Below are 3,656 nucleotides of genomic sequence, written 5' to 3' on the forward strand. Positions count from 1 at the left end.
CTGCAAACATCGCGGCAATCAGAAGGCCAACCATACCAACCGGCATGTACTCTTGAACAAAGTAAAGGTAAGCGAAGTCAGCGGCTTTGCTGCCAGCTTCTGGGTAAGCAGCGGCTAAATCAACACCTTGACCTGCCATGAACCATGAAGGCATGAACCAAATGATTGGACCCAGTGTCATTAGTACACAAGCAAGCAGTGCTGCTTTACGTGCGTTGTTTGAGTCTTTCGCTGCAAGGTAACGGTAAGAGTTCAGCATGTTATTGGTGATACTGAACTGCTTCAAGAAGATGAACACCGCCCAGATGCTGAAAATGCTTAGGTAGTTAAGGTTATCACCCGTAATAAATGAATCGGTTGGGAAATCATTGATGATTTGCGTGACACCGCCACCGTGGTAGACCGCTACTACAGCACACGTTACGGTCACTGCCATGATGATAACCATCTGCATAAAGTCAGATGCGATTACCGCCCAAGAGCCGCCCGTTACTGACATCACCAGTACAACCAGACCCGTTAGGACAATCGTCGTCGTCATATCAAAGCCGAAGATACCTGATGCGATGATCGCAAGGCCGTTCAACCAGATACCTGCGGAGATAACGCTGTTTGGCATGCCAGACCAAGTAAACACTTGCTCATTCACCTTACCAAAACGCATACGAATCGCTTCAATAACCGTCACAACGCGCAGTTGGCGGAACTTCGGAGCGAAGTAAAGGTAGTTCATTAGGTAACCGAATGCGTTCGCGATAAAGATAATCGCTACGGCAAAACCATCGGTAAAGGCTTTACCTGCTGCACCAGTAAATGTCCACGCACTGAACTGGGTCATAAATGCGGTTGCACCTACCATCCACCACAACATATTACCTCCCCCACGGAAGTAATCACTCGTCGTACTTGTAAACGTTCGGAACATCCACCCTATTGCAATTAAGAATAGGAAGTAGATGCCAACTATCAGGGTATTGAGTTCCATCTTGAGACCTTTATTTATGTTTTTTGTTGAGGTCACTATAGATAGATGGCAAGCATATTTGTACTACAATAATCCAAATGCGTGACAGTGATCTTACAGTCTGACACTCAATTAATCATACAAGTGATCGAGTTCAAAGTTGCACCACCTACGAGCATAATTCCTCAAGTGAGTGCAGCCATCCGTACTATATTTCGACAAAAACCCCTAAAAAACATGAATAAACCCTCTAAAAAACGAAGAATTATCGACAAAAACCATTACTCGTCACGATCAAAGCTCAAAGAAGAACAGCAAAAATATCGTTAGATATAATTTATAAAAATGAATCAGACGAACACATTTGTAGTACAAATAAAATTGAAAATTTACTTTTAAAAGTTCCCTATATTAGGTAGCCAATAATGAAAACTTGAAAACCACTATTAGATACTGACAGTGGTTCTCGGAAGTGAAATGCTTTTAACACACCCGTTACACTTTCCCCTCGTCCATTAAAAAGGTGTCATTATGAAGAAATACGTTCCAATCTTAATTGCTCTTAGTACGGTATCTTCTATGAGCTATGCAGCCACCAGCGATGATGCTGTTGACTACTTACAAATGCGCAAAGGTGTGGCTTATCAAGTAAACCACTCAAAACCCTTTACTGGTCAATTTGAAGAGCAGTTCGATAACGGCCAAGTCGCGACCCAAGCTCAATTTGCCGATGGCCTAGAACTTGGGTTAGAAACCAACTGGTACCCAAATGGCCAAGTTGCTTCTAAAGTGAATTACGTTAAAGGTGAGCTGCAAGGTAAGGCCGAGACCTGGTATCCAAACGGACAGAAAAAAGCGGAGCTCAACTATAAAGACAATGAGCTGTCGGGTGTTGCCTCTCGCTGGTATCCCAATGGCGAACAAAGCCTAACAGCCGAATTCAGTGACGGGCAAAAAGATGGATTGGTAACGGACTACTACCCTAATGGCAATAAAGCCAGCCAAGCGAAATTTGATGAAGGCGAAGTCGCAAACGGGAAACTCACTCGCTGGAATACTAACGGAGACAAGGTTGAAGAACTGACCTTTAAAGACCACAAAGTCACGTCTAAACAGGTTTGGATGCCGACGGAAAGCTAATACTAAAAAACGGCTCTCACAGGGTTAGTCTCATACATATAAACGACTGCTGCTAACCCGTCTGCAATTAAGCGTCTAAAATTAAGCGACAAGAGCAAGAGACACAACAAGAGAAGACATGACAATAGAAACGAGCATTCATGTGACTAAGCGTGAATGTTCGTGGCTATTTCACTTGCTCTTTTCACTACCACTTCCCCTTATCACTTTGGTCCGACTATACCTCAATCTCTCGTTATTATTTACAGCACTCCATCTAGTGATAAAACAATCACCAATAGTCATTGAAAATAATAAATATTTAACTTGCGCATAACCTTTCCATAAAATACTGTAAGCAAACGTTTCCGTTGCGAGTCAGATCCCAGTTATCCGCTTGTAAGCTACTGATCACGCAAATAAGAGAAACGAGATTCCCAAATACGTTGTTGAGTCATATTGTTTTGCTTTGGTGCCTGCCTATGAAAATTAAAACCTCCCTTTTTAGCCTTGCTTGTTTATCCATTATTTCGTTATTGGTTGTCGTCTCATTCACTGAAATGGCAAACCTAAAGCTGATCAAACTTGAGAAAACCCTGATCAAGGTGAAGTCGCTTGAAGTTTCGATGCTTCAACTAAATCGAACGGAACTAGAGTTTCTGATCAGTCACGACAAAGCCCTCAAGCCTGAATTCGCCAAAGAGTATTCACACTTCCAACAGTTGATGAATAGCTTCTCTGTTTTACTTGAAGAGTCAGACATTGCTGTACCAGAGTTAGACAAACTGAATCGAGAAGTAAAACAATACGACAAAGATTTTTCCTTGATGGTAGACGCGATAGAACGCAACCCAGCAAAGGTCAGCGAACTGAAATCAGAAATGAAAATGCTGTTTGAAGATATCATCTCGATATTTACCGGCGTTGAAGGTCGTTTAGAACAACAGGTCGAATCGATTCAACAAACCATCACTACGTTTATTGTGAGTTCCGTAATCGCCGTCACTGGATTACTGATCGTACTGTCCTTTGGGATCTCATCGCGTGTCGCTAAGAAGATAGCCTCGTTAAACGCAACCATGTTGCACGTATCCCAACAACGTGACTTTACCGTTAAAGCGGAAGACAGCGGTTCAGATGAAATTGCGGATATTGCCAAGTCATTTAACACCGTATTAGAAGATATTCGTCAACTTGTTGGTCAAGTACAAGGGTCGATCCAAGAGCTCGGCAACATTTCGAACCAGTTGCAACACGACGGCATAAAAGTGGAAAGCGCTTTAAACAAGCAGCAACGACAAACAGAAAATATTGCGACCGCGATAAATCAAATGGGCAGCAATATCCAAAGTGTTGCGACCAATAGTGAAAATGCATCAGCAAATGCACAAACCAGCTTCTCCACGGCAAATGATGGCCTGAACGATGTGGCCTTCACCAGAGACACAATCAATACGCTTTCAACTGACTTAGTGAGTGCGAGTGAAGAAGTGAATCGCCTTTCTGTGCACTCAGAAAAGATCAATACCGTACTAGAAGTGATTAAAGACATTGCTGAACAAACCAACCTACT

Annotated in this window: 3 protein-coding genes; 2 read left to right on the forward strand and 1 reads right to left on the reverse strand. The window is 42.7% G+C overall.

What is annotated here, in order from left to right:
• Positions 1–985, reverse strand: a 985-nt coding sequence (locus AB4496_RS18160; protein WP_408063568.1) for a sodium:solute symporter family transporter, incomplete at its 3' end; no start/stop codon positions are given.
• A gap of 510 nt (positions 986–1,495) precedes the next feature.
• Between AB4496_RS18160 and AB4496_RS18165 the strand changes: the two genes are divergently transcribed.
• Positions 1,496–2,104, forward strand: a complete 609-nt coding sequence (locus AB4496_RS18165; protein WP_102257323.1) for a toxin-antitoxin system YwqK family antitoxin — start codon at positions 1,496–1,498, stop codon at positions 2,102–2,104.
• Between the two features lie 461 nt (positions 2,105–2,565).
• Positions 2,566–3,656 (forward strand): methyl-accepting chemotaxis protein (locus tag AB4496_RS18170; RefSeq protein WP_372131549.1); only part of this gene is annotated, 1,091 nt, incomplete at its 3' end.

The organism is Vibrio sp. 10N.222.46.A1, assembly GCF_041473595.1.
In the GTDB taxonomy this organism is placed as follows: Bacteria; Pseudomonadota; Gammaproteobacteria; order Enterobacterales; family Vibrionaceae; genus Vibrio; species Vibrio tasmaniensis_A.